This window comes from Klebsiella sp. CN_Kp097, from assembly GCF_040064495.1.
GTDB lineage: Bacteria > Pseudomonadota > Gammaproteobacteria > Enterobacterales > Enterobacteriaceae > Klebsiella > Klebsiella aerogenes.
On record NZ_JBEAIL010000019.1, the window covers coordinates 118,146 to 139,898 of the forward strand.

Consider the following 21,753-nt stretch of genomic DNA (forward strand, 5'->3'; position numbering starts at 1 on the left):
TTAAAACCGTAAATTCGCATCAAGGGCAATGGAGAGATTACTTTCGCGTTTGCCGTCGTAAGGGCGCTTGTCCCAGTTCAGCATCACGCCGGTGTCGATCACGTTGTTCCAGCGAATACGCTGGCCGTAGCCAAGCATGGCGATAGCCCCGGCCGAATATGCTTTTTGCCAGTAGGCGCCGCCGCCTGCCGCAAGCTGCTGGCTCCAGACGGTATCGTAGTGCTGATACATGACGTGATCGGCGACCAGCGCCGAGGTGGCGGCGAAGTCGCGTTTCGGGTTGTAGTAGAGGGTATCCGTCCGGCTGTTGGCGCTGGCGGAGAGCCCAGGTTCCAGATCGAGCGTGATGGTTGGCGATTGCCAGAGCCGCTCTTTGCCGGAGAAGGTGTATTCCTGACGACGGTTGTGGTCGGAGAAGCGGCTGGCGGCGGCGCTGAAGCGATATTCGCGTCGTTCGTTTTGATACCAGCGAACCCAGCCCTCGCCGCGGTTGGCGCTGATACCATTGCGCAGCGCGCGCAGCGGCGTCTGCCGTGACAGACGTTCGACCTCGCCGCCAATCTGCCATCGGTCGTTGAAACTTTGCCAGGCGGAAAGCCGGGCGCCGGGTTTGTTGTCGCCGGCGAAATTGTTGTTGGAGATTTCCAGTTCAGCCCAGGCATCACGCGGGCGCCATTCGATACCGCCAAAGAGCTGGCGGCTGGAGCCTTTTCCTTCATCAAAATTTCCTTTGGCGAAGCGATTACCGGCGAAAAGCCGCCAGTTATCAGCGATTGGCGGGCCGTAAATCGCCGCATCCCAGCTAAAATCGTGGCTACCGCTGACCGGGTTATCCGAGTGGATCCCCTGAGTACTGTTGAGACGCAATTCCGACATATGGTGCACCTCGCGAGCGCGGACTAATTTTTGCGTGCTCAGGTCTTCAGGGCTGCGCGCCAGCAAGTCATCGGTTAATAGCTCCATCTGCCGCCACTCCTGAAGATCCATCGCTACGTAGGCCTGCTGGCGTTCGAGGGGAATATTCGAAGGCTCCAACGCTTCCGCCGCTTTCAGTTCCCGTTCGGCGGCGCGGGGTAGACCGCGCGCCTGCAGTATCGCAGCGTAGTCAATGCGCAGTCCCTGATTACCGGGCGCGGTGGCGGCCAGCCGGCGGGAGAGACGCTCGGCTTCCGGCAGCGCATTAGTACTCAGTAGATACTGTACCTTCAACGATTGGGCGTTCAGCCACGGATCGTTTGGCTGCGGCGTCGGCGAGCCGTAGAGGCGGCGGGTGTAGGGGATACCGTTAGTCACTATGGCGAGATAGTCGCGGGCGGCCTGATACTGGCCGCTGTCCAGCAGCGCGTAAAATAACTCATGCCGATCATCTTGCGGATCGGGGCGATAAAGGGGATGTTGGCGGGCGATCGCCAGCGCGGCCTCGACGTTCTGTTGCGCAAGGTAAGAGGAGATGACCCAGCCGATGGCCCAGTCAGGAACGGGCTGCTGAGCGGCGGTCAGCGACTGATATTCTTTGATGACCTGGGGGTAATCGCCGCGGGTGTATAGCGCACCGAGGCGGTCAATACGCGCGCGGGCAAGATCCTCTGCAGCCTGCGGATCCTGACGCCAACGGGCGAACAGCGCGTCGTAGCGGTTGAGCGCCGCTTGCGCCAGGCGAAAGCGCTCCTGTTCACCGCGGGTAGGGGTGTCCGCCAGCCGTACCCACTCCGCCGCCGCGTCCATTTCCAGCTGTCGCTGCTGCGCGGGCGTTAAGGTGGTTTTGGCTGACCATTGCAGCGCGGGAGTACTGATGCGATTGCTGCTCAGGCTCTCAAGCAAGCTATTGAGCGTTTCTCTGTTTTGCGGCGCAAGTTCCTGCGCGCGCATATCGGTGAGCAGCTGGTCCCAGCTTTTTCCCTGACGTAAATAGACGTAGGAGAGCGTCTGCAGGTGAGCGGTGCTGGGTGTGGTGGCGGCTAAGCGCCGGGCTTCACTTAGCGCCTGCCCGTCATGACGCGCATCGGCAAGCGTTTTAATCCGGCCAATAAGATAATCGTCGTTCATCGGCTGTTGGCTGAGCGCTTGATCCCAAAGCGCCAGCGCCGAAGACCACCGTTTTTGATTACGGTAAGCCTGCGCCGCTGCTGCCGTACCACGTGCCGGTAGCGCCATATAAACCTGATAGCGCTGCCAAACCTGGATAACTTCCTCATCACGTCCAGCCCAGGAGGCAACTTGTAGCCAGTCGGCGACTTGCTCGGGCGTCAAGGCATGTTGTTGTTGATACTGCTGAAGATAATCGAGAAAAGGGGAGTAATTACCTTCACGCGCCTGTAGCACATGCTGATCATATATCGACTCAGCCCCCTGAGCCAGAATAGGCGTTAACAACAATAAACTAATTGAAAACGAGAATGTCGTGCGGCGATAAAAGAATAACTTATTGAAACGCGTTGATCTTCCCATAACTATTTACCATATGTCCATCAAGAATCCATTGCACAACACGTCGGCCTTTTAGCTGAATGCAAAAGGATGGGTAATGAGTTTTTACCTGACGGTACGCGACTGCGATTACTTATTTAAGGTAATAAAATATCTCCTCGCGATAACGGGGTGGCGATTAATGTACACCTGATATGTTTGCCTGAAAATATGTCAAATAATAGACCTGTGGTTTTAAGATAAATCTGGAAATTGTCTTTTTATAGAATAATTAATTGTCTGATGTTACGCATAACTAACTGAATTGGAAAAAGTTAAGGTCTGTCCGAAATTCTGTTTTAATGTTTTTGGTTGGCTTTTTCACGAATAATTTCAGGCTGTTCTTGTAGATATTTAAGACGATTTTTGACAAAAAATCTCAATAGTAGAAAAGCTTCTTTTTTGTGCGAGTTTTTTATTTATAATTAGTCGAAGGGCAGATAATTAGGAAATGACGTAAGAGTCGTGGAGTGGAGCGTTCACTATAGATGGAGAGGTTGGAGGTTTACTAAAACGACAAACACATGCTTTATTTTGCTCGCCATAGTCAGCACGCCACCAGGCGCTGTGCATATTCTCCCTGGAGGGGTTTTGTTGCTTTATTGTTAAAGGGATGATTTGTGGCAACGACAATGTTTTTAGTTACTCAGGATCACTATCTCTTTGAAGGGGTAAGGATTTTCTTTCCAGATATCATCCAGTTACATTCGATTGAGCATAAGCTTTTTGAGAGTGATGCCGAGGAGTTTTCGGTGCTGGTGGATAGTCGGGCGCCGCTTTGTTTTTATGATTATCTTATTCCTGGCGCAGCGGAGGCGGGTAAACGTATCTGCTGTATTATGCTTGATATGCGCCATCGGGAAGAGCATTTGCTGAGCTTAAAGTGGTTTCTCAACATGTCTTTGACGCCGACGGATATGGCTAATTTATTTAGCTTGTTTCTTGATGTGAAGAGTAAGCGGCTGACCCGAGAATGGCTCAAGAATTTCAGTCTGAAACCACAGGAACATATGACGTTGACTTTGCTCAGGGCCGGAATGACCATGGATCAAATTGCTGGGGTGCTTAATACTTCAGTGAAAAGCCTGTATCGTAAACGCATTGAGCTTTATGAACGTCTGGGGCTGGCCAACTTTAATGAGGCCTGTTTGTTTATCTTTAAAAATAGACTGCTGGAGTGTCCCGCACAGAAGCGATAAAAAGGGAAATGAATACAGAGTAAGGTATCTACGACAAGCTACTCAACAACGGTATTATGTTAATTTAATCAATCATTGATAGGTATAACCGTAGTTCAGGAATAACTCAGATGATAATCCGCGGTATATGATAAAAATGCTCTTTGGAAGTACTTACTGCTTCGGCAGTTTTAATGCACACAGCAATTAATATTATAAATGCCCTCAATATTGAGCTGGCATAGATTTATCGTGGATCAAATTATCGGGGTTTTCTTTCATTATTTCTTCGGATGGCGTGGTTATATTTATATACGCAAATTAGCTAGCATATGTGAGAGAAATTATCGAATGATCAAGGACAGTATCGCCGAGTCTCTGGAAGCCCGTGGATTGTACCGTCGGGCCGCTTCGCGCTGGGTGGATGTGATGCAGACGTGCGTCGATGATAACGACCGTGAATGGATTAGGATGCACCGCAATAAATGCCTGAAAAAAGCGAAGCTGCCGCCGGCGCGTAAAGAAGAGTTTGCTGACATCCACAAGGCAGCCAGAGAGACGCAGTATCGTATGGGAATTGCTAAGCCGAATGGCGAAGTGTTCCGCCTTCCCGCTAAAAAGAAAGCGACGCGGCGCTAGCTCTGCGTGACGGCATTCCTTTCTCTCTCACCCGTTTCAGGAGGAGAGCATCTGTGCCCTGTGTGGGGATTAAATTCTGATGCATGGCGCTCCCTCCATTCCTCCTTCAGGCTCATTTTTTTTCATTTTGAAATCATACATTGGGTAGAGGAAAGGCTATCGATACAAGCGGGGATTTCTATGCCTGCATTCCGCCTGATGGCGCTGCGCTTATCAGGCCTACGGGTTTGCAGTCGACGTTGAACAGCGCGCTTGTTGCGCTGGCCCCGAAGGGGTGAGCCGCATTGCGGCGAATAATCGAACGCAGTTCGATGGAGAGTCCGGCCGCAGAAAAGCAAAAACCCGCCTTTTGGGCGGGTTCTTTAAATAGTGGTGCCCGGACTCGGAATCGAACCAAGGACACGGGGATTTTCAATCCCCTGCTCTACCGACTGAGCTATCCGGGCAACGGGGCGCATTAAACCGTAATCCGCCCACTGCGTCAATGAAATTTCTCTATTTATTGTTTGATTGCTTATCTTTGCGGCAATTCTGCGCCAAAAGGGGCGTTTTGCTTAAAATCACATCACTCCGTTATCGCCTTCGCGAACTTTCCAGCCGCTGGTGATGGCGATGGCATGGCGTTTTCCGGAGATATCGTAATCGCCAACGAGCTCTTCGTCATCCCGTGGCGAACTGATGGTTAAGATCGCATCCACTCCATGGCGGTAAGCGCCATGATGGCTGAAAATCGTGCCGATAAAGCATTTATCGTTGAGCCATACCGGGATCCACGCCACCGTTTCGACAGTATAGTGTCCTGCAGCGCCGCCATAGTAGCTGTCCGCATCGTCTTTCGCAGTGCCTGGCGGGATCGGGCAAATCGGCTCATCGCTATCGTCAGCAGATTTATCCTTTAGCAGGCTACCTTGCATGACGTCCAATGACTTCAATAAGCCAGCTCTATCTTTATCGTTTAAGGCGGGGGTGGGGGCCTGCTCGTTTTCCGCAGCGCTAATGATATTGAGGTTATAACGGTAGCGGATGGTGATGGCCGGCGTCAGGTCGCTCTGGTTGAACGGACGCAGCAGATAGAGATTATCTTCCCCAAACACGCCGTTAAACCACAGGGCGTAAACCTGGCCGTTGATTCTGATCCAGCGGCCCCACTGGTTCGCTCCGCGATCGTTAATAGAGTAAAGGGCGCCGGGCACGCCGGCATCGAAGTTATCGTCGTCATTGCTGTCGGCATTGTTCACCGACTCAAAGGCGCTATCACCGCGTTTCAGCACACCGGTATAGCTGAACAGGCCGGTGCCGCCAACATAGCTATCGATGATGAGATCGCGTTTGCCGTCGCCGTCGAGGTCGATAAGCGTGAAGCTGACTTTGCCGTTTTCCGAATCGGCGCTGATATCGGAATGCAAAAACGCTTGCCATTCATCGTCGCTGATATCCGCCGCTGGCTTGGTCGTCGAGACCGGCGCGTCGTCGGCATAGGTGAGGGTAAAGTGGCTGATGTGTCCGCTGAGGGGAAACTGTTCCGCAATGTTCTCTAATGCGAGTTCCGGGTTGCGTTTTTGCTCTTTTAGTACCGCATCGTGCAACGTCTTCAGCGCGAGTATGTCGGCCTCTCGTTGCTGGCGGGGGATAACTTTGCTAACAAAGGTGGGAAGCTGCCAGGTTCCGCCTGGGGTGATTTCCCGGCACATGCCGGTACTGTACTTGAGGCTTTGCACAAAGGTTTTGCCATCCCACACACGTTCTTCCCCGTTAACGCAGTCGGCGACGCCGCGTCCCTTGTTGAAGAAGGTCATTACGCCATCGTTATAGCTGGAGGCATCAGTGGTTATCAGCTGTGGCCTGGCGGCCTGTGTGTTATCGACAACCCACATCGCGTAGCCGTCGTTATAGGCGGCGCGCCAGCATAGAGTCTGCAGCAGCGAGTGATTTTTATCCAGCGGGGCGACGGTGATCTGCCGTTCGTTGGCCGGAATATCGGTGTTTTGCCAGTCATCACACTGGCGGTTGAGCGTGCTTTCCAATTGCGGCAGCCATTTCTGCTGTTGTTTCGCATTGAGCGCAACGGGCTGGGCGTTGTGAATAAACGACGCGCTCAGGATCTCCGGTGCGGGAATGGCGCGCAGGACGGTGCTGCCGTCACCGCCGCCTTTACGTAACAGCGCATCGGCGGTACCGATCCGCTGCTGGAATTCATCGATCTTGAGGAACACCGCGCTGCTGCCCGCGTTAGACAGCCGTTTGCGCTGGCCATTGAGCGCCAGCTCGATTTTAGCGTTTTGCTCCAGGGCGGTAATAAGCGTGCTGGTTTGCGTACTGTCAAAATGAAAATGGCTGTCGTCGATAGCCTCAAGCGCTCCGCGATCGTTATCGTTGATAAACAGATTTACGCTGGCATCTGGCGGAATATCGTGCTCGGTCTGCGCAAACGTGACCTGCGCGGTTGCCTGCCGCCCGGGGCCGGCGCTACGGGTCAGCAGAACGCTGACTTCGCCCATTGTCGCGCCATAGCCCGCCGCCCGGCAGGTGCCGGTATTATCGCAGGCGACTTCCCAATCTTTGTAGGCGAAAGAGAAACCGCGAGGAGGGGCGGCCATCAGCGAGGTCGAACAGAGCCCCAGTACGGCGGCCCAGAGAAGTGGACGCATAGAAATCCCTACCACAGAAAGTGTCAGGGAATTATATGCGCCTTGCGGGGGTTCGGAAATCCGAATTACGTAAGCGCGCCGCCCATCCGGCAGCGGGCAAAGCGCAGGATATCTTCCGCCAGACGATGGGCGGTATCGACGTCGGCCTGGCTACGTTTGATCAGCATGCGGCTCAGGCAGCCTTCGACGATTAATTCCATCTGCTTGGCGACCATTTCCGGATCATCCACCTCAAGCTGAGTGAGCAGCTCGTGCGTGTAGGCCAGCGAAGCCTGCTTCTGCTGTTCCGCTAACTGGTGAATTGGGTGCTGGGCATCCGGGTAAAAGGTACAGGCAGCGATAAACAGGCAGCCGGGATAACGGTGGTTGCTGACGCATTTGGTCAGTGCGCTATAGCGCGCCAGCAGCTTTTGTTCTGCGCTCAGCGTCTCATCCAGCAATAGCTGGCGACGCCAGGCGTCTACCTGCTGGCTTAAATAACGTAGGGCGTCATAGAGCAACGCTTCGCGGTCAGGCCAAAAACGCTTGAGGTCATCAAGCGGATATGCGACGCGGTCGGCGACCATTTCCAGCGTGGTGTTGGCGATACCCTCGATTTCGAGAATTTGTATGGCTTCACCCAGGACATCTTCACGTTGCACGGTAGTCTCCTCCATTTATCCTCCTCAAGTGTCGTTCACGGTTGCCAATCGCGCAAATGGGCGCTGAATGCCGCGGCATCCATAAACCCGGTGACGCGCTGCGCGGGCTGTTCTTCTCCCTGCGCGTTGAAGAACAGAATCGTCGGCAAGCCGAGCACCTGTAAATGCTTCAGCAGGGCCGCGTCTTGCGCGCTGTTCTTGGTGACATCCACTTGCAGCAAAACGGTCTCTTTTAGGGCCTGTCGCACTTCAGGAGCGCTAAAGGTATATTTTTCGAACTCTTTACAGGCCACGCACCAGTCGGCATACAGATCGAGCATGACCGGTTTCCCTTTGGCCTGCGCCAGCGCCTGGTTGAGTTCATCCACGGTGCTGACGCGGGTAAATTCCAGATGCGCCTGCTGCTGGACAGCCGGCGCGCCAAAGGCCCAATCCTGCAGCGGACGCGCGCTAACCAGCGCAGCGCCCAGCATGACGATTTGCACCAGCCGTAGCCACGGTTTGCTCGCGCCAAGCGAGGTAATAAACGCCCAGCTAAAGAAGGCGACGCCAAGCAGCGACCACAGGCGTAAACCCCAGGCTTCGCCAATAACACGCTCCAGTAAAAAAACCGGCAGCGCGAGGATCACGAAGCCAAACGCGGTCTTGACATGAGCCATCCACGGCCCGCTCTTCGGTAGCAGACGGTTACCGAACACGGTCACCAGGATCAGCGGCAGCCCCATTCCCAGCGCGTACAGATACAGCGTGCCGCCGCCGAGCCACAGGTTACCGCTTTGGGCGATATACAACAGAATGGCGCTAAGCGGGGCCGTAGTGCAAGGGGAACAGATAAGCCCGGCGATAGCGCCCATTGCAAACACGCCGCCCGGCGAGCCCCCCTGGCGCTTGTTGCTCATTAGCGTCAGTCGGGTTTGCAGCGATGAAGGCAGCTGTAGCGTAAACAGACCGAACATCGACAGCGCCAGCGCGATAAATACCACTGACAGCCCAATTAATACGTAAGGGTGCTGCAGCGCGGCCTGGAATTGCAGACCGGCGGCGGCCACGACCAGACCCAGCGCGGTATAGGTTACCGCCATCCCCTGGACATAAATAAATGCCAGCAGCAGGGCGCGCGCCGTTGATAAGCGCTGTTTACCGCCGAGGACAATCCCGGAAATCAGCGGATACATCGGTAAAACACAAGGCGTAAAGGCGATGCCGATACCAATCAGCAGCGCCCATAGCGCCGAAAATGGCAGCGACTCGGGTTCCGCGCCGGTCTGGCTACCGCTGGCCGGGAGCGTGGCGGGCGCTGATGGTTTGGCCGCTTGCGCCTTGTCGGAATCGGCGAGCACCGCGCTGAGCGGCACGACTTTGGTCTCCGGCGGATAGCAGAACCCGGCGTCGGCACAGCCCTGATAGGTGACGGTCAGCGTGGCTGCTTTGCCGGCTTGCGTGAGGGTAATCGGCAACATCAGGCGCTGACGATAAATTTCGCTTTTGCCATAAAACTCGTCTTCATGCCATTCGCCAGGCGGTAGAGAAGGGTCGACGATCGCCGCGTCCTTTGTCGTCAGCGTAATCTGCTTACGGTAGAGGTAGTAGCCATCCTTGATGTGCCAGCTCAGGTTGAGGTCGTGTTGATTCTGCTGAAAGTCAAAGGCGAAAGCCCGATCGGCAGGCACGAAGTTTGAGCGCCCGGGGGCGTCAAACAACCCGGCGCTGGCGGATGCGCTGCACAGTAGCAGGATCAGCGTAATGATGCGTTGAGCCATGAGAGGTAATCGTTGTCTCCGTGAGTAACCGGCAGGACCAGTAGTTCGGGGGTTTGATACGGGTGATGGGACTTCAGACAGTCCAGTAACGCCTGCTGATGGGCCAGGTTGGTTTTGAGCAGCATCTGGACTTCATACTCCTGCTCAAGCTTTCCTTCCCAGTAGTAGAGCGACGTCGCTCCCGGCAGGATGGTGGCGCAGGCGGCGAGTTTTTCCCCGAGCACTTTGGCCGCCAGATCCTGGGCGGTCGCTTCATCCGGCGCGGTACAGAGTACAACAACAGCATCAGGCGTAGTCATCGTGAACCTCGTATCAGCGAAAAGAGGCACTATAGCATGCATGATGCGGGGAGATTAACCAAAGGGGACAGTTACTTTACTGGCCCCTTTTTAACGATCTTACAGCATGAGGCCGCCGAAGATGAATCCGAGGATCACGCAAAGCGTAATGGCGATGACGCCTGGGATCAGGAAGGCGTGGTTAAAGACATATTTGCCGATACGCGTGGAGCCGGTGTCGTCCATTTCAACCGCGGCCAGCAGGGTCGGATAGGTTGGCAGCACGAACAGCGCTGAGACCGCGGCGAATGAGGCAATTGCCGTCAGCGGGGTGACGCCGAGCAGCAGCGCGGCGGGCATCAACGCCTTGGTCGTGGCGGCCTGTGAATAGAGCAGCGTAGCGGCGAAGAACAGCACTACCGCCAGCAACCACGGATAGTTGTGCAGCAGATCGCCCGCTACCGTCTGGATATCGGCAATGTGCGCTTTGACGAAGGTATCTCCAAGCCAGGCGACGCCGAGCACGCAGACGCAGGCGCTCATCCCGGACTTAAAGGTGCTGGCGTTCAGCACTTCGCCAGTGTCGATCTTACAGGTGATGCTAATCAGCGTGGCGATGGTCAGCATGAAGACTACGATCGCTTCGTTACGCGGCAGTACCGGGTTCTGGATCAGGCCGACGGTGTCGCTGATGGCAGTAGCGTAGAACATGACCGCGACGATGCCGACGAGGAACAGCAGGACGGAGCGTTTAGCATGCGGCTTCAGTTCGAAGACCTGACTGCCGCGCAGGCTCACTTCCCCTTTTGCCAGCCGTTCCTGGTAGACCGGGTCGTCTTTCAGCTCGCAGCCGAGGAAGTTACAGACCACGGCGGTCAGCATGACGGCAATCAGGGTAACCGGCAGGCAGATCGCCAGCAGCGTCAGGTAGCTGACGCCAAGCGGTTCGAGAATACCGGCAAAGAAGACCACTGCCGCGGAGATCGGCGAGGCGGTAATCGCAATCTGCGAAGCGACAACGGCGATGGAGAGCGGGCGGGAAGGGCGAATACCCTGCTCTTTCGCTACTTCGGTAATCACTGGCAGGGTCGAGAACGCGGTATGACCGGTGCCTGCCAGCACGGTCATAAACCAGGTGACCAGCGGCGCCAGGAAGGTAATGTACTTGGGATGGCGGCGTAGCATACGTTCGGCGAGGCTGACCAGATAGTCCATCCCTCCGGCGACCTGCATCGCGGCGATAGCGGCGATAACCGCCATGATGATTTCAATGACGTCAAAGGGGATTGCCCCGGGTGGAATTTGAAAAATTAAGGTCAGGACGAGGACGCCGAGGCCACCGGCAAAGCCGATACCAATGCCCCCCAGTCGGGCCCCCAAATAGATTGCCAGCAGGACAACCACGAGCTCTGCACCAAACATATATGCCTTCCTTGTTTTTTAACAAGTTGATATTGAATTGTTGTCGTTTCGTAAACCCAAAAAAGCAAAAAGGCATGTCATCGCTGACATGCCTTTGGTTAGTTTACCCTGAAAGCTTACTGTTCGCTTTCATCGGTATACCGTTTTGCTTTATAAGCCGGATGCATCAGGTTTTGCGGCGAGAAAATGTCATCCAGTTCGGCTTCGGTCAGCAGCCCGCGTTCCAGTACCACTTCACGTACGCTCTTACCGGTTTCGGCGCAAATCTTGCCGACGATATCGCCATTGTGGTGGCCGATGAACGGGTTGAGGTAGGTCACGATACCGATGGAGTTGTAGACGTAGCTTTCGCATACCGCTTTGTTGGCGGTAATGCCGTTCACGCATTTTTCCAGCAGGTTGTAGCAGGCGTTAGTCAGGATGTGGATAGATTCAAACATCGCCTGGCCAATCACCGGCTCCATAACGTTCAGCTGCAGCTGACCGGCTTCGGAGGCCATGGTTACGGTGGTATCGTTGCCGATAACTTTGAAGCACACCTGGTTAACCACTTCCGGCACCACCGGGTTAACTTTTGCCGGCATGATAGAGGAACCGGCCTGCAGCTCTGGCAGGTTGATTTCGTTGAGGCCAGCGCGCGGCCCGGAAGAGAGCAGGCGCAGGTCGTTACAAATCTTGGACAGTTTGACCGCCAGGCGTTTCAGCGAACTGTGAACCATCACATACGCGCCGCAGTCAGAAGTCGCTTCAATCAGGTCTTCCGCCGGAACGACCGGCAGGTTGCTGACTTCCGCCAGTTTCTGTACCGCCAGCTGCTGGTAGCCGTCAGGGGTGTTCAGGCGAGTCCCGATAGCGGTCGCGCCGAGGTTCACTTCCAGCAGCAGTTCTGCGGTACGCAGAATGCTTTTGGTTTCTTCGTTCAGCAGAACGTTAAAAGCGTGGAATTCCTGGCCGAGGGTCATCGGCACCGCATCCTGTAACTGCGTGCGGCCCATTTTCAGGATGTCCTGGAACTCGACGGCTTTCGCCTGGAAACCTTCGCCCAACTGTTTGATGGCATCGATTAATTTGAGAATCGAAGCATAGACCGCGATGCGGAAACCGGTTGGGTAGGCGTCGTTGGTGGACTGGCATTTGTTGACGTGGTCATTAGGGTTGAGGAACTGGTATTCACCTTTCTGGTGGCCCATCAGTTCCAGACCGATATTCGCCAGCACTTCGTTGGTGTTCATATTGACGGAGGTGCCCGCGCCGCCCTGGAACACATCAACCGGGAACTGGTCCATGCATTTACCGTTGTTCAGCACCTCATCGCATGCGGCGACAATGGTGTTCGCTACGCTTTTAGGAATGGTTTGCAGTTCCTTGTTAGCCAGCGCGGCGGCCTTCTTCACCATCACCATGCCCCGAACAAACTCAGGGATGTCGCTAATCTTGTTGTTGCTGATGTAGAAGTTTTCAATCGCTCTCAGAGTATGAACGCCATAGTATGCGTCAGCTGGAACTTCCCTGGTGCCCAACAGATCTTCTTCGATACGAATGTTGTTTAACATGTGAACCTTCTTTTTCAAGCTGCCAATGAATTCACCAAATACACAGAATTTATAGGATTTAGCGTATTTTCAGACCGAAGATTATTTCCTTAACCGGCCCGGTGCCCACGATCATATGCTGATGATAGCGAAGTTCAGTAACCTTGATCACTTATTATATAGCGCGGCGGATAAGAATTATTAATCTGTGAAATGAGTCACCGCTTTACTATTTTTGAAAAAAATGCCGTTACCGTTGATTGAAAAATGGCGCGCCAACCCCACATTCCTATGACGCGAATAGCAAATTTATCACTACGGGCGTCTGCGACGACGGCCGAATGAAGGAGACGCCGGTGCGTTGGATCCCATTTATTGCCTTTTTCTTATACGTTTACGTCGAGATCTCGATCTTTATCCAGGTCGCACACGTGCTTGGCGTGTTGCTGACGCTGATTCTGGTTATCTTTAGCTCGGTGGTGGGGATGTCGCTGGTGCGCAACCAGGGCTTCAAAAACCTGATGCTGATGCAGCAGAAAATGGCGGCTGGCGAAAGCCCTGCCGCAGAAATGATCAAAAGCGTGTCGCTGATTATCGCCGGGCTGCTGCTGTTGATCCCGGGCTTCTTTACCGACTTCCTCGGCCTGCTGCTGCTGTTGCCGCCGGTGCAAAAGCTGATGACTTTAAAACTGATGCCGTATCTGCGCTTTAGCCGGATGCCGGGCGGCGGTTTTAGCGCTGGCGCCGGCAACGGAGACACCTTCGAAGGGGAGTTCCAGCGCAAAGACGACGAACGCGACCGTCTGGATCACAAAGACGACCGCTAAAACGACAAAACCGGCCTGCGCCGGTTTTTTGTTATCGGCTTGCTGAGGATGACCGTGCAGGTAAGGCGAACCACAGCACCGCCAGCATAATAATGGCGTACAAGCTCTTCCAGCCGACCATTGCCAATAGCAAAACGCAGAGCACGCTGCCCACAATGGCCAGCACGCGGTATTTACCGTGCAGGAGTCGGCATCCCGCCAGCATGCACAGCAGATAAATCATGATGAAAATGCCGTTGGCATAGACGATCAGCGCATCGAGATTAATGTTCAGCCCGTAAATGCACAGCGTACTGAGTACGCAGCAGCCTAAGACCGCATTCAGCGCATTGCGCGGTACCTGACGCGGCGACAGGCGGGCCAGATAACCTTCCGGCTTGAACTGCGCCTGCGACCAGACCAGGCGGGCAAAACTTTGGATATAGATATTGAGGCTGGCGAAGCAGGCGAGATAGCCGATCACGCAGGCGACCCACAGCGCCTGCACGCCGAATAGCCGTACTACGATGTTTGGCAGCGAGGCCGCCGCCGCCATTTCTGTACCGAAGGCGCGAAAATGCAGTACCACCACGGTACAGCCCCAATAAACGGTTCCTGCCAGCAATAAGCCAATCATCAGCGCTCGGGGGAAGTCGCGCTCCGGACGTTTAAACTCTGATGCCAGATGAGCAAAGGCTTCAAGGCCGACGAAGCACCAGAACATTACCGATAGGGCAGCAAACAGCTGCGACGTGTCGACATCTTTAGGTTCCGGGAAAGGGATCTGCGCCGGGTTTATGCCGCCGCGCCACCAGATGGCGACGATCAGCGCGACAATCATTACCGCGACCAGCGTCTGTAGATTAGCGCTGGAACTGGCGCCGCGCGAGCCCACCCACCAGACGATCGCCAGCGTGCCGAGCTCGGCAAGCAGCAGTTGAGTATCGTGCCAGCCAAACAGCGCCTGGCCAAAACCGGTGGCGATATGCAGGGCGGCGGGTAAGCCCACCGGGATCACCGACAAAAACAGCCAACCGGTTACCCGCGCCAGACGCGGGCCGAACGCCATATCTACAAAATGAGCCACGCCGCCAGCGCTGGGAAAGTGGCGCCCAAGCACGGCAAACACGATAGCGATGGGAAAGACCAGGAGAATCAGCGCCGGCCACGCCCACAGGCTATTATCGCCTGCGACCAGCGCCGCCAGCGCCGGTACGGCGAACACGCCGGTTCCCAGTAGTGATGTTGAAAGCAACCCGACTCCCTGACCTAACCCCAGCTCCTGTTTTAACCCACTCATGACTCAACCCTGCGCGCGGCAAAAAAACGATGTTATCACAACCCTTTGCGCCAGATAGCGCAGCCGCCGCGGGAATATTTTTGCGCGTCAGCGCACAGGCGGAAATTTTTTTTTAATTTTCCCCTTGAAGCCGTAAATGGCCATCCCCATCTCTCTCTGCACTAGTCGGAAACCGTTTACGGCCCGGCGCCATCCATAACTGATAATGACTTTCTCGAAGGAGAGCTATCAATGAGTATTCGTCCGTTACATGATCGTGTGATCGTCAAACGTAAAGAAGTTGAAACCAAATCTGCAGGCGGCATCGTTCTGACCGGTTCTGCGGCAGCTAAATCAACTCGTGGCGAAATCATCGCTGTCGGTAAAGGCCGCATCCTGGAAAACGGAACTGTGCAGCCGCTGGACGTTAAAGTTGGTGACATCGTGATTTTCAACGATGGTTACGGCGTGAAGTCTGAGAAGATCGACAACGAAGAAGTGCTGATCATGTCCGAAAGCGACATCCTGGCAATTGTTGAAGCGTAATTCGCACGACCCTGAACGAATTTGAGGAATAAAAGAAATGGCAGCAAAAGACGTAAAATTCGGTAACGACGCTCGTGTAAAAATGCTGCGCGGCGTAAACGTACTGGCAGATGCAGTTAAAGTCACCCTGGGCCCGAAAGGCCGTAACGTTGTTCTGGACAAATCCTTCGGCGCGCCGACCATCACTAAAGATGGCGTTTCCGTTGCTCGTGAAATCGAACTGGAAGACAAATTCGAAAACATGGGCGCGCAGATGGTGAAAGAAGTTGCCTCTAAAGCGAACGACGCTGCAGGCGACGGTACCACCACCGCAACCGTACTGGCTCAGGCTATCGTTAACGAAGGTCTGAAAGCCGTTGCTGCGGGCATGAACCCGATGGATCTGAAACGTGGTATCGACAAAGCTGTCGTTGCCGCTGTGGAAGAACTGAAAGCGCTGTCCGTACCGTGCTCTGACTCTAAAGCCATTGCTCAGGTTGGTACTATCTCCGCTAACTCCGACGAAACCGTAGGTAAACTGATCGCTGAAGCGATGGATAAAGTCGGTAAAGAAGGCGTTATCACCGTTGAAGACGGCACCGGTCTGGAAGACGAGCTGGACGTCGTTGAAGGTATGCAGTTTGACCGCGGCTACCTGTCCCCTTACTTCATCAACAAGCCGGACACCGGCGCTGTTGAACTGGAAAGCCCGTTCATCCTGCTGGCTGACAAAAAAATCTCCAACATCCGCGAAATGCTGCCGGTTCTGGAAGCCGTAGCGAAAGCTGGCAAACCGCTGGTTATCATCGCTGAAGACGTTGAAGGCGAAGCGCTGGCGACCCTGGTTGTTAACACCATGCGCGGCATCGTGAAAGTTGCAGCGGTTAAAGCGCCGGGCTTCGGCGACCGTCGTAAAGCTATGCTGCAGGACATCGCGACCCTGACTGGCGGTACCGTTATCTCTGAAGAGATCGGTATGGAGCTGGAAAAAGCGACTCTGGAAGACCTGGGTCAGGCTAAACGCGTTGTTATCAATAAAGACACCACCACCATCATCGATGGCGTTGGCGAAGAAGCCGCAATTCAGGGCCGCGTTGCTCAGATCCGTAAGCAGATCGAAGAAGCGACCTCTGATTACGACCGTGAAAAACTGCAGGAGCGCGTGGCTAAACTGGCCGGCGGCGTTGCGGTAATCAAAGTCGGTGCTGCTACCGAAGTTGAAATGAAAGAGAAAAAAGCGCGCGTTGACGATGCCCTGCACGCGACCCGTGCTGCGGTTGAAGAAGGCGTGGTAGCTGGCGGCGGCGTAGCGCTGGTCCGCGTGGCGGCGAAAATCGCTGGCCTGACCGGTCAGAACGAAGATCAGAACGTCGGTATCAAAGTTGCGCTGCGCGCAATGGAAGCGCCGCTGCGTCAGATCGTTTCCAACGCTGGTGAAGAGCCGTCTGTTGTTGCCAACAACGTGAAAGCAGGCGACGGTAACTACGGTTACAACGCGGCTACCGAAGAGTACGGCAACATGATCGACTTCGGTATCCTGGATCCGACTAAAGTCACCCGTTCTGCGCTGCAGTACGCGGCATCCGTTGCTGGTCTGATGATCACCACCGAGTGCATGGTGACCGACCTGCCGAAAGGTGACGCGCCTGACTTAGGTGCTGCTGGCGGTATGGGCGGCATGGGCGGTATGGGCGGCATGATGTAATCGTGCGCTATACGGCATAAAAATGCAGAAACCCCCGGTCAGAAATGGCTGGGGGTTTTTCTTTTTGCTGGCTTTTTAGTATAAGGTTTACATCCGGGCCAGTGCGTCCAGCTCATTGGGGAATAACATGCAGGTAAAATATTTAGCAGGGATTGTCGGCGCAGCATTATTGTTAGCGGGTTGCAGTTCCAGCAACGAATTAACCGCAGGCGGCCAGAGCGTGCGTTTTGTTGAAGATAAACCGGGAACGGAATGCCAGCTGTTAGGGACGGCAACCGGCACGCAAAGCAACTGGCTGTCCGGGCAGAATGGCGATGAAGGCGGCTCGATGCGCGGCGCGGCGAATGCGCTGCGTAACCAGGCGGCGGCCATGGGCGGTAACGTCATTTATGGCGTGAGCAGCCCGACGCAAAATCTGCTGTCGAGCTTTGTCCCGACCGATAGCCAGATGAACGGCCAGGTTTATAAGTGCCCGAACTGATGCGTTAAGCACTCTCTGCGCAGGCAGAGAGTGCTTAACAATTTATGCCTCAAGCGCTGCTTTGGTAGCCACGTAGAATTCGTGCAATGACTTTAAGCATTCATCCTTAGTCAGCATTTGTCCCGGTGCGGATGGAATCACCTTGCTGAAGATTTGATACGGTGTATGTTGGCTGTGAACTTGTTTTAGCTTCTGGCTCTTTTCAATCAGACGTAGCGCGATACTTTTTTCAAAATCTGACTGATGCGCGGCGCTGGTTTTAATCACCGCGCCAGAGAGTACTTTTTTACCCTCTTCCTGCTCGTAGCTATACAGCACGCCAAGATGATGGTTGAACAGATTTAACTTCCACTCTTCCTGAGCGTATTGCTGGTACTCGATATTAGGTTGGGTCGTTAAATCGACGGTATACAGCGGTACGAAGTCCAGAGCCAAAGCTAAATATTCATTCAGTTTCGTGTCCGCGGCCATGGTGAGAGATTGTTGGATCCCCAATATCAGCGCTTCGACCTGGCGGTCATCAATCCGTAGAGTTGCAATTTGCTCGTTCTGCAGCATTAATATCAGCGTCGATTCTGTTTCCCCTGGTTTCAGGGTGATCGACATGATTCGCAGCTCCGGGTTGGGGTTTTGTACCTCCAACATATCTATCTCTGGCGTGTTGGCTATTAGCGTTTCATTGTAGGCAAGAAGCTCCACTTTCTGAGCCTCATTCTCGCCATCCTGTTGTAATCTCTGCAAGAAAATAGACATCCGGTTTGCCAGGACCATGAGCAGGTCAGCCAGCACCGGCGCCTGCAAATAGTACGTCTGAAACATGCCATTCTGATGTTTTACTTTCAGCAGCAGCGCCATGAAATGGTCTTCGTAGGTAATTCCGGCGGTGTTAAAACCAATAAACGTTCCTTGCATACTCTTCTCCTTACGCTGGCATTGGTATTCTTGACTGCGATAAATCAATAACCCGATCGGCAGAGGCGATGGTTGACGGGCGGTGGGCGACGATGACGCGGGTAATACTGAGGCCTGAAATAGACTGGTTGATAACCGACTCATTTCTTAAATCAAGATGGCTGGTGGCCTCATCCATAAACAGAATGCTCGGTTTACGGTAAAGCGCGCGGGCAATCAAAATACGTTGCTTTTGGCCCCCGGAAATCCCCAGGCCCAACTCACCAACGATGGTTTCATAGCCCATCGTCATTTTCATAATTTCGTCGTGAATGTTGCAGCGTTTGGCGCATTCGACGACAAAATCCACATCGGCGTTATCTTCAAAACCGCTGATATTATCGATAAGCGACCCGGAAAAGAGGCGGTCCTCCTGCAGCACGCAGGCGGTTCCCTGGCGATAGTTATTTAGACCTATCTTCTGGATATCGAGATTATCGGCGAAGACGTCGCCGCTGGTGGGCGAGAGCAGCCCGCACATCACTTTCAATAGCGTGGTCTTACCGACGCCGGACGGGCCGACCAGCGCGACGGATTCCCCCGGCTCAACGGTGATGTTCAGATTTGAGAAAATCGGCTGCGAAAAGGGATCGTATTGATAGCTGAGATTTCTGACTTCAAGCCTGGCGCCGGCATCCTTCGAAAAGACTTCACGTGACGGTAGCTCTTGCTCTGGTTCGCTGAAGACGATCTCTGAAAGACGCTCGTTATGCAGCGAGAGCATGCGCAGCTGCATGGTAAGATCAACCAGGCTGGATGCGCGCTGGGAGAACTGGCCCCGGTAGGCGTTAAAAGCCATAAACATACCGAGGGTCATTTCATTATCAATAACCATAATGGCGCCCAGCCACAGTACCGCAACCTGATCGATGGCGGTAATAAAGGTATTGATACCGCTAAACATCATGTCGAAACGGGTCTGTTTGATCCCCGCATTACAGGCGTCGATGTTGATATTCAGCCAGTGCTGAGAGCGGCGTTCTTTCAGGTTCAGCGCTTTGATGGTCGAAATACCGTATAGCGACTCCATAAAGTGTGAACTGGAGCGCGCGCCTTTGATTACCTGTTCTTCAGCAACGCGGCGATAGAAGCGATAAGTTCCCAGACGCATAAGGGCGTAACATAAGGTAAAGCCAACGACGACCCATGTTAGCCAACCGCCGTACAGGGTGAGCATAATCAGCAGGCCGATTGTCATGATCGAGTCGATAATGCCGCTGACGATGCTATTAGTGAACGTGGAGCGAATGGTATCCAGCGAAGAGAAACGGGACTGAATATCCCCCAGATGACGCTTTTCGAAAAATGCCAGCGGCAGGCTAGCCAAATGATCGAATAGAGTGGTTTTCCACTGAATATTGGTTAGCGTGTTGAGCGTCAGTGAAGTCCATGCGCGCAGCATACTGATAAAGGTGCGGAAGAGGGTAAAGAAGACCAGACCAATACAGATAACCGAGAGCAGGCTTTGATCGTGGGCCATGATCACGTGGTCAGTGACCAACTGCGTGCCTATTGGCAACAGTAGTCCAATCGCTTCAACGACGACGGAAAAGGCGAAAATTTTCAGCAGCGCTGATTTTAAGCCAACAATATTACGCATCAGATCTAACAAACGCAGGCGAGATTTGGCTTTTTCCTGCTGGAAGTTCTGATCGGGCCATAACTCTAACGCGATGCCGGTAAAGTTGTTCGACATTTCCTGAATGCCGATAATGCGTTTACCCAGCGCCGGGTCGTGAACCACAAAGCTAGATTTGCGTACTTTGGTGAGCACGACGTAGTGGTTCATTCCCCAGTGGATAACGCAGGGCAGCTTTAATTGTCTGATTTCATCAAGATCGAGCGACAGCGCACGGCTTTTTAAGCCAGCATGTTCTGCCGTTTTGCTCAGTGACATCAACGTTACCCCCTGGGAGGGGCTGCCAAAGCGTTGACGGAAATTGAACAGATCGATATCGAGACCATAATGGCCGCAAACCATTGCCAGACAGGCAATGCCACACTCGGCGGCTTCAGATTGCAATATGACCGGCGTTTTTTTCAGTATTGAAAAATTAACTTTCGCCGTAATTTTTTCAAACAGTTCATTAGTCATGAATCGGGCCGCTCACGCTTTGAGTAATCTTATAAACCGGAGTAAACATCCACATGTAGAGAGGGCGTTCTTCAAGGAAGACAACAGCCTGTGCTTTAAGCCCATTGGAGAGGCTTAGCTTTTTCCCGTCATATTCGAACTGTTTATCTTTAATTTTGACAATCGCTTTATACAGCGCCAGTTCTTGTTGCTGATTGGTACCGTTACTGACGTTGGTGTATTCAGACATTTCTTGCCGTGACGCTGGCATTGATGATATGGATATAATTTTTCCTGGGAATTGACCAAATTTATCCGATGGGAAGGCATCATAGCGAATATTGATGGTATCTCCCGTTTTTAAATACGGAATGGTATTGTTGGGTAGCCACAGAATGAGATAATACTCAACGTTTCCGGTCGGTTTTATCTGGGCCAGGCTACTTCCATTATCAACGGTTTGCCCTTGGGTAGCCGACAGTGACTCAATCCTGCCATCGCTGGTCGATTTGATAATAATATTACCGTTAGCATTAGATTCCACTAACTGATTTTTATAATCATTGGCCTGGTTGTATTGACTGGAAATTTGGTTGTCAAAATCAGCAGCTTTAGTGATTATATCGCTATTAAGTTGTGTAATTTGCGATTCGAGTTGCATTTTTTGGCTAACTAAAGACTGGTAGGCACTCTGCTGCTGAAAGTATAAAGAGTGCTGATAGTTATACTGATCTTTTGTTATCAGGCCGTTGCTAAGGTATTTATCGTAGCTGGAAAGGTTATCATGCATTTTCTTCAGGCCTACCTGGGTGTTGACCAGCATACGGTTGGTCTCCTTCAGGGAGGCAGTGGTAGTTTTCAACTGCGCATTCAGCGTATTTAACGTCTGGTTTTTATTATCTTCCAGTTTTTTAATAATATCTTCAGAGTTGGCGATTTTTTCATTGATAACTTCTATCTGTGCCGCGCTAACATTGCCACTGGTGGTGCTGCGGGAAACATCAATCTCGTATAGCGGTTGGTTTTTTTTAACGACGTCACCAATTTTTACGAATTGCTTGACGATAAACCCCTGCTGTGGCGCAAAGACGTTAATTGAGTGAGGCAGGGTAATGACTTCGCCTTTAACATCGACACGCTGGGTAAACTTGCAAAATATCAATGCGCAGATAAGCGCAATGAGAAATAATGCCGACAATAAGGCGATTAACCAGGCGGGTAAGCCAGCGAGCAACAAGGCTTTCCCTTTCCAGTGATGCCTTTTGTATTCGATCGCTTCCTTGCGATAGAGATTTTTATTCATATTGATAAGTTATATTTACTTTGGCTTGGATTGGATATAAAACAAAGGCCTAAAGGCCTTTGTTT

The 21,753-nt window shown here is 53.2% G+C and carries 17 protein-coding genes and 1 tRNA gene; 6 read left to right on the top strand and 12 right to left on the bottom strand.

The genetic code is table 11. The features are described from left to right. Nucleotides 1-2,448, bottom strand: coding sequence for a poly-beta-1,6 N-acetyl-D-glucosamine export porin PgaA (gene pgaA, locus ABLV07_RS16905; protein WP_045367865.1), 2,448 nt, complete (start codon nt 2,446-2,448; stop codon nt 1-3). A 650-nt stretch (nt 2,449-3,098) separates the two neighbouring features. On the opposite strand from pgaA, the gene ABLV07_RS16910 reads away from it, so the two are divergent. Further along, the gene (locus ABLV07_RS16910) at nt 3,099-3,665 is read left to right on the top strand and encodes a LuxR family transcriptional regulator (RefSeq protein ID WP_020079840.1); all 567 of its coding nucleotides are present in this window, start codon (nt 3,099-3,101) and stop codon (nt 3,663-3,665) included. 330 nt (nt 3,666-3,995) lie between these two features. After that, complete coding sequence (locus tag ABLV07_RS16915; protein WP_020079839.1) at nt 3,996-4,283, top strand: PerC family transcriptional regulator; 288 nt, start codon at nt 3,996-3,998, stop codon at nt 4,281-4,283. Between the two features lie 370 nt (nt 4,284-4,653). On the opposite strand, the gene ABLV07_RS16920 is transcribed toward ABLV07_RS16915, so the two are convergent. The 7 genes from ABLV07_RS16920 to aspA form a co-directional block, all read right to left on the bottom strand. Further along, nucleotides 4,654-4,729 (bottom strand) — tRNA-Phe (locus ABLV07_RS16920). Nucleotides 4,730-4,843: 114 nt separating this feature from the next. After that, nucleotides 4,844-6,931, bottom strand: a complete 2,088-nt coding sequence (locus tag ABLV07_RS16925) for a DUF1176 domain-containing protein (protein ID WP_020079838.1) — start codon at nt 6,929-6,931, stop codon at nt 4,844-4,846. Nucleotides 6,932-6,996: 65 nt separating this feature from the next. Next, on the bottom strand, nt 6,997-7,572 hold the full coding sequence (locus ABLV07_RS16930) for a transcriptional regulator (RefSeq protein ID WP_015704143.1): 576 nt from the start codon (nt 7,570-7,572) through the stop codon (nt 6,997-6,999). Nucleotides 7,573-7,607: 35 nt separating this feature from the next. Beyond that, nucleotides 7,608-9,332: a protein-disulfide reductase DsbD gene (locus tag ABLV07_RS16935; RefSeq protein ID WP_334642763.1), complete on the bottom strand. Its 1,725-nt coding sequence runs from the start codon at nt 9,330-9,332 to the stop codon at nt 7,608-7,610. Then, nucleotides 9,308-9,631 (bottom strand): divalent cation tolerance protein CutA, encoded by a 324-nt coding sequence (cutA, locus tag ABLV07_RS16940; protein WP_015368670.1) that lies wholly within the window; start codon nt 9,629-9,631, stop codon nt 9,308-9,310. Before cutA ends, ABLV07_RS16935 begins: the two co-directional genes overlap by 25 nt. A gap of 99 nt (nt 9,632-9,730) precedes the next feature. Then, the gene (locus ABLV07_RS16945; protein ID WP_015368669.1) at nt 9,731-11,032 is read right to left on the bottom strand and encodes an anaerobic C4-dicarboxylate transporter; all 1,302 of its coding nucleotides are present in this window, start codon (nt 11,030-11,032) and stop codon (nt 9,731-9,733) included. A gap of 116 nt (nt 11,033-11,148) precedes the next feature. Further along, nucleotides 11,149-12,585, bottom strand: coding sequence for an aspartate ammonia-lyase (gene aspA / locus ABLV07_RS16950; RefSeq protein WP_015368668.1), 1,437 nt, complete (start codon nt 12,583-12,585; stop codon nt 11,149-11,151). A gap of 335 nt (nt 12,586-12,920) precedes the next feature. Here aspA and ABLV07_RS16955 point away from each other — a divergent pair, with 335 nt between their 5' ends. After that, nucleotides 12,921-13,391 carry an FxsA family protein gene (locus tag ABLV07_RS16955; protein ID WP_015368667.1) on the top strand — a complete coding sequence of 157 codons (471 nt, stop codon included), beginning with the start codon at nt 12,921-12,923 and terminating at the stop codon, nt 13,389-13,391. 31 nt (nt 13,392-13,422) lie between these two features. Here the strand turns inward: ABLV07_RS16955 and yjeH are convergent, their stop codons facing one another. After that, nucleotides 13,423-14,670, bottom strand: a complete 1,248-nt coding sequence (gene yjeH, locus ABLV07_RS16960) for an L-methionine/branched-chain amino acid transporter (protein WP_045389696.1) — start codon at nt 14,668-14,670, stop codon at nt 13,423-13,425. 231 nt (nt 14,671-14,901) lie between these two features. Here yjeH and ABLV07_RS16965 point away from each other — a divergent pair, with 231 nt between their 5' ends. The 3 genes from ABLV07_RS16965 (at nt 14,902) to ABLV07_RS16975 (ending at nt 17,360) form a co-directional block, all read left to right on the top strand. Beyond that, a complete protein-coding gene (locus tag ABLV07_RS16965) occupies nt 14,902-15,195 on the top strand; it encodes a co-chaperone GroES (RefSeq protein ID WP_003855929.1) in 294 nt (97 codons plus the stop codon). Nucleotides 15,196-15,232: 37 nt separating this feature from the next. Then, nucleotides 15,233-16,879: a chaperonin GroEL gene (groL, locus tag ABLV07_RS16970; protein WP_015368665.1), complete on the top strand. Its 1,647-nt coding sequence runs from the start codon at nt 15,233-15,235 to the stop codon at nt 16,877-16,879. A gap of 127 nt (nt 16,880-17,006) precedes the next feature. Further along, nucleotides 17,007-17,360, top strand: a complete 354-nt coding sequence (locus ABLV07_RS16975) for a DUF4156 domain-containing protein (RefSeq protein WP_015368664.1) — start codon at nt 17,007-17,009, stop codon at nt 17,358-17,360. Between the two features lie 42 nt (nt 17,361-17,402). On the opposite strand, the gene yjeJ is transcribed toward ABLV07_RS16975, so the two are convergent. Genes yjeJ through ABLV07_RS16990 form a run of 3 tightly spaced genes read right to left on the bottom strand, consistent with a single transcriptional unit; the run spans nt 17,403 to nt 21,688 of the window. Then, nucleotides 17,403-18,272, bottom strand: coding sequence for a YjeJ family protein (gene yjeJ / locus ABLV07_RS16980; RefSeq protein ID WP_047045352.1), 870 nt, complete (start codon nt 18,270-18,272; stop codon nt 17,403-17,405). A 10-nt stretch (nt 18,273-18,282) separates the two neighbouring features. Next, nucleotides 18,283-20,406 carry a peptidase domain-containing ABC transporter gene (locus tag ABLV07_RS16985; RefSeq protein ID WP_348853875.1) on the bottom strand — a complete coding sequence of 708 codons (2,124 nt, stop codon included), beginning with the start codon at nt 20,404-20,406 and terminating at the stop codon, nt 18,283-18,285. Further along, a complete protein-coding gene (locus ABLV07_RS16990; RefSeq protein WP_348853876.1) occupies nt 20,399-21,688 on the bottom strand; it encodes an HlyD family secretion protein in 1,290 nt (429 codons plus the stop codon). Before ABLV07_RS16990 ends, ABLV07_RS16985 begins: the two co-directional genes overlap by 8 nt. Nucleotides 21,689-21,753 lie beyond the last annotated feature (65 nt).

What these genes read in the sequence shown, in the direction of transcription:
- ABLV07_RS16915 (WP_020079839.1), top strand. Translation starts at nt 3,996, where the DNA reads ATGATCAAGGACAGTATCGCCGAGTCTCTGGAAGCCCGTGGATTGTAC.
- yjeJ (WP_047045352.1), bottom strand. Translation starts at nt 18,272, where the DNA reads ATGCAAGGAACGTTTATTGGTTTTAACACCGCCGGAATTACCTACGAA.
- pgaA (WP_045367865.1), bottom strand. Translation starts at nt 2,448, where the DNA reads ATGGGAAGATCAACGCGTTTCAATAAGTTATTCTTTTATCGCCGCACG.
- ABLV07_RS16975 (WP_015368664.1), top strand. Translation starts at nt 17,007, where the DNA reads ATGCAGGTAAAATATTTAGCAGGGATTGTCGGCGCAGCATTATTGTTA.
- aspA (WP_015368668.1), bottom strand. Translation starts at nt 12,585, where the DNA reads ATGTTAAACAACATTCGTATCGAAGAAGATCTGTTGGGCACCAGGGAA.
- ABLV07_RS16910 (WP_020079840.1), top strand. Translation starts at nt 3,099, where the DNA reads ATGTTTTTAGTTACTCAGGATCACTATCTCTTTGAAGGGGTAAGGATT.
- ABLV07_RS16990 (WP_348853876.1), bottom strand. Translation starts at nt 21,688, where the DNA reads ATGAATAAAAATCTCTATCGCAAGGAAGCGATCGAATACAAAAGGCAT.
- ABLV07_RS16925 (WP_020079838.1), bottom strand. Translation starts at nt 6,931, where the DNA reads ATGCGTCCACTTCTCTGGGCCGCCGTACTGGGGCTCTGTTCGACCTCG.
- ABLV07_RS16965 (WP_003855929.1), top strand. Translation starts at nt 14,902, where the DNA reads ATGAGTATTCGTCCGTTACATGATCGTGTGATCGTCAAACGTAAAGAA.
- yjeH (WP_045389696.1), bottom strand. Translation starts at nt 14,670, where the DNA reads ATGAGTGGGTTAAAACAGGAGCTGGGGTTAGGTCAGGGAGTCGGGTTG.
- ABLV07_RS16985 (WP_348853875.1), bottom strand. Translation starts at nt 20,406, where the DNA reads ATGACTAATGAACTGTTTGAAAAAATTACGGCGAAAGTTAATTTTTCA.
- ABLV07_RS16945 (WP_015368669.1), bottom strand. Translation starts at nt 11,032, where the DNA reads ATGTTTGGTGCAGAGCTCGTGGTTGTCCTGCTGGCAATCTATTTGGGG.
- ABLV07_RS16935 (WP_334642763.1), bottom strand. Translation starts at nt 9,332, where the DNA reads ATGGCTCAACGCATCATTACGCTGATCCTGCTACTGTGCAGCGCATCC.
- cutA (WP_015368670.1), bottom strand. Translation starts at nt 9,631, where the DNA reads ATGACTACGCCTGATGCTGTTGTTGTACTCTGTACCGCGCCGGATGAA.
- groL (WP_015368665.1), top strand. Translation starts at nt 15,233, where the DNA reads ATGGCAGCAAAAGACGTAAAATTCGGTAACGACGCTCGTGTAAAAATG.